Source organism: Chryseobacterium sp. (assembly GCF_022712095.1).
Lineage (GTDB): Bacteria > Bacteroidota > Bacteroidia > Flavobacteriales > Weeksellaceae > Chryseobacterium.
Window position 1 is genome coordinate 1 of record NZ_JALAHD010000077.1, and the last position, 4,456, is coordinate 4,456.

The 4,456-nt window shown below is 34.7% G+C and carries 2 protein-coding genes and 1 riboswitch; both genes read left to right on the forward strand.

Annotated features, from left to right (window positions below; all coding sequences use genetic code 11):
* The coding region (locus tag Q0A18_RS03600; protein WP_292008807.1) for a DUF2075 domain-containing protein at window positions 1-1,535 on the forward strand (1,535 nt) is incomplete at its 5' end.
* Between the two features lie 68 nt (window positions 1,536-1,603).
* Window positions 1,604-1,790: riboswitch (cobalamin riboswitch) on the forward strand.
* Between the two features lie 175 nt (window positions 1,791-1,965).
* Window positions 1,966-4,305, forward strand: a complete 2,340-nt coding sequence (gene metE, locus Q0A18_RS03605; protein WP_292008808.1) for a 5-methyltetrahydropteroyltriglutamate--homocysteine S-methyltransferase — start codon at window positions 1,966-1,968, stop codon at window positions 4,303-4,305.
* The last annotated feature ends 151 nt before the right edge of the window (window positions 4,306-4,456 follow it).

The window sequence follows — 4,456 nt, forward strand, 5'->3', positions numbered from 1 at the left end:
AATGTATTCTGTGCAACGAAAAAAATTTAGAAAATATCTTATCTCAAATAATACAACACTTTGCATCAAATGATAATATTATCGATGTCAAGCGTTGGGAAAATAGCCTATATAAACCAACACCAACAATTATTGAAGCTGCACAAGCTTTATATAAAGGACACAATGTAAAAGAAATATCCAGAAATGATTCTGAAGCAATTAACCTTTCTAAAACCTCAGCAGTTATCCATAAAATTATAGACTATTCAAAAGCAAATAATAAAAAATCAATTTGTTTTCTAACAGGAGTTCCAGGTGCTGGTAAAACCCTTGCTGGATTAAATATTGCTAGCGAACGACAACATAAAGATGAGAATGAACATTCAGTATTTCTATCTGGTAACGGACCACTCGTAGAAGTTTTACGTGAAGCTTTAACTCGAGATAACATAGAAACAGCATTAAAAAATAATAAAAGGATAAAAAAACAAGATGCAGAACGTAAAGCAAAAAGCTTTATTCAAAACATTCATCATTTCAGAGATGATAATCTTGTTTCAGAAAAATCTCCTACTGAAAAGGTTATAATCTTTGATGAAGCCCAAAGAGCATGGCAGAAAGATCAAGTCTCTATTTTTATGAAAAGAAAAAAAGGGATAGAAAACTTTAATATGTCCGAGCCTGAATATTTAATAAGTGTAATGGATAAGCATATAAATTGGTGCTGTATTATTTGTCTAATTGGTGGAGGACAAGAAATAAATACTGGTGAAGCGGGTGTTTCAGAATGGATAAAATCTCTAAAAGAAAGATTTCAAAATTGGGATATTTATTTCTCAGATAAAATGTTATCTGATAATACATATTTATATGATCAAGAGTTATTAGATTGGATAAAGAATATAGGTCATATAGAGAAAGATTTACACCTCTCTGTTTCTATACGATCATTTAGGAGTGAAAAAGTGGCTTTATTAGTACAAAATCTTTTAAACAATAATGAAGTAAAGACATTTGAAATCTATCAATCTATAAGAGAAAATTATCCTATTCATATAACTCGTGATATAAGACTAGCCAGAAAATGGTTAAAAGAAATATCTAAAGGAACCGAAAGAATTGGAATTATTGCCAGTTCAGGGGCCAAAAGGTTACGTATGGAAGGTATTAATGTAAAAAATGAAATATCTCCAGCAAATTGGTTTCTTAATAATGAATTAGATATACGCTCATCATATTATCTAGAAGATATTGCTACAGAATTTGATATCCAAGGATTAGAAATTGATTATACCTGTGTAGCATGGGATATTAATATGTTCAATGATGGAGAATGGAATTTCCAAGAATTTAAAGGTTCAAGATGGAATAAAATAAACGAATCCAAACAAAAATACCTTATCAATTCTTATAGAGTTTTACTAACAAGAGCTAGACAAGGAATGATAATTTTTATCCCAACAGTTGATGATACTGATTGGACTAGACCACAAAACTTATATGATTCAACATTTAACTTCTTCAAGTCTTGTGGATTCACAGTATTAGAATGAATCTATAAACGATGGAAGTTCTTAAACAAATAATCCCTACATTTGTTAAGGAAATAGTTCTTTAACATACTTCATCAAACAGAAAAGGTTTTACTTAACGTAAATTAATAGGGAATCGTGTGAGAATCACGAGCTGTCGCGCAACTGTAAGTAACACACCAAAGGTTTTTATCCCAGTATATCCACTGCCAAAAGCGGGAAGGATGATAAAAACTGTTATAAGTCAGGAGACCTGCCTATTCTGAATGGACAATGCTTTCGCGGTCTGAAGCTTTCGGTCATACAGATGATACTCTAAACGTATCCCGTTAACAGGAAAATTACGTCCTTATTGTGTCATTTCGTTTCCAAAAAATTCTTTCCCGATTACATTGCGAAGCATTCTAAAGATCTTTTAAAATCATTGTTTAATTTAAAAGTTTAAAAGAACATGCGAACGCACATTCTTGGCTATCCGCGGATTGGTAGCAAAAGAGAACTCAAAAAAGCCTGCGAGCAATATTGGTCAGGCAAAACATCGTTACAGGAACTTACAGAAGTCGGAAAAGCACTTACCCATCAGCATTGGAAAATTCAGCAGGAAGCAGGTATTGATCTCATTCCCTGCAATGATTTTTCATATTATGATCAGGTACTGGATATGACTCTTACAGTAGGAGCTATTCCTGAACGTTATCAGGATATCATTTCAAAAGAATCCACTACGAAACTGGATCTTTATTTTGCGATGGCAAGAGGATATCAAAAAAACGGATTAGATATTACTGCTATGGAAATGACGAAATGGTTTGATACAAACTATCACTATATCGTTCCAGAATTCTATAAAAAACAGGAATTCAAACTATTTTCCCACAAGATCATTGAAGAGTTTACAGGGGCTAAACAAGCAGGAATTAATCCAAAACCGGTGATGATCGGATTAGTAACTTATCTGCTTTTAGGAAAAGAAAAAGAGGAAGGTTTTGATAAACTGGATTTAGCCCGGAAGCTTCTTCCCGTTTATACCGAAATTCTGAAAGAACTTGAATATCACGGAGCGGAATGGATACAATTCGATGAACCTTTTTTAGTTTTGGATTTAGATGACAAAGCTAAAGAAACCTATCAATGGGTATATACAGAAATAAGAAAACAATTTCCTAATTTAAAATTCATTCTTACCACTTATTTTGATGGCTTAAAAGATAATCTTTCCTTAGCCACTTCCCTCCCCGTAAATGCTCTGCATATTGATCTGGTACGATGTCCAGAACAATTAGATGAGGTCTTAAAAGCAATTCCGGAAAACCTAAGTCTTTCCTTGGGAATCGTGGATGGAAGAAATATCTGGAAAAATGATTTTGAAACATCTCTGAAGTTCATTGAAAAAGCAATTAATGTCATAGGAGCTGAAAGGATCTTTCTTGCACCTTCCTGTTCTTTGCTCCACACACCTTTTGATCTTGATCTTGAGAAGAATGAAAAAGTACTCTCTCCTGAAATCAAACAATGGATGGCTTTTGCTAAACAGAAAGTCAATGAAATAGTAGCACTTAAAGCTCTTGCTGAAGGAACTGCAGATTCAAAAATACAGGAACAATATATTGAGAATAAAAAGGCTATTGAAAACCGTAAAACTTCTCAGCTGATTCATAATAAAAATGTAAAGCAGCGCATAGAAGCCCTAACTGATAAAGATTCCCAAAGGAAAAATCCATTTAGCATCCGTAAAGAAATACAGCAGAAAATATTACAGCTTCCATTGTTTCCTACTACGACAATTGGATCCTTTCCACAAACTCAGGGAGTAAGACAATGGAGAGCAAAATTTAAAAATGGAGAGCTTACAGCTGAGCAATATGATATTCTACTCAAAAAGGAAATGGAGATCGCCATCAAATGGCAGGAGGAAATCGGAATTGATGTATTGGTTCACGGTGAATTTGAAAGAAATGATATGGTGGAATATTTCGGAGAACAGTTAGCCGGATTTGCTTTTACTCAAAACGGATGGGTACAGAGCTATGGTAGCCGATGTGTAAAACCTCCTGTTATTTATGGAGACGTGTACAGACCTAATCCAATGACAGTTTACTGGTCAGAGTATGCTCAGTCTTTATCAAAAAAATGGGTAAAAGGAATGCTGACAGGACCTGTTACAATTCTACAATGGTCGTTTGTACGTGATGACCAGCCCCGTTCCGTAACCTGTCAGCAAATTGCATTCGCAATCCGTGATGAGGTTCAGGATCTTGAAAAGGCAGGTATAAAAATTATCCAGATTGATGAGCCTGCTATCCGTGAGGGATTGCCTTTACGTAAAGCAGAATGGCAGGATTATTTAAACTGGGCCGTGGAGGCTTTTAAAATTTCAGCCAGTGGTGTGGAAGATTCCACACAGATCCATACGCATATGTGCTATTCCGAATTCAATGATATTATCCACAATATTGCAGCCATGGACGCTGATGTTATTACCATAGAATGCTCAAGAAGCCAGATGGAGTTACTCAATGCTTTTGCTGATTTTAAATACCCTAATGAAATCGGACCGGGAGTTTATGACATCCATTCTCCGAGAATTCCGTCTAAAGACGAAATGGTGGCACTCCTTAAAAAGGCTCAGGCCGTTATTCCTGCCCATCAGTTATGGGTCAACCCGGATTGCGGATTAAAAACCCGCCATTGGGATGAAACCGAACAGGCATTAATGGCTATGGTGGAAGCAGCTAAAGAAGCTGCGGCATCATACGTTATAGAAGAAAAGTTAAATAACCACTGGTTATAGTTTTTTTGGTGTGTCTATTATTTTTGAGCAGGAGAATTTTTTCTCCTGCTTTTATGAAAAATTGTTAAAAATAGAAAACTTAAAAACTTTAAAATTTTTAAACTAATTATTTCAATTTCAATAATGTATACATAAATTTTGTACCTTAGCA

What these genes read in the sequence shown, in the direction of transcription:
- metE (WP_292008808.1), top strand. Translation starts at nt 1,966, where the DNA reads ATGCGAACGCACATTCTTGGCTATCCGCGGATTGGTAGCAAAAGAGAA.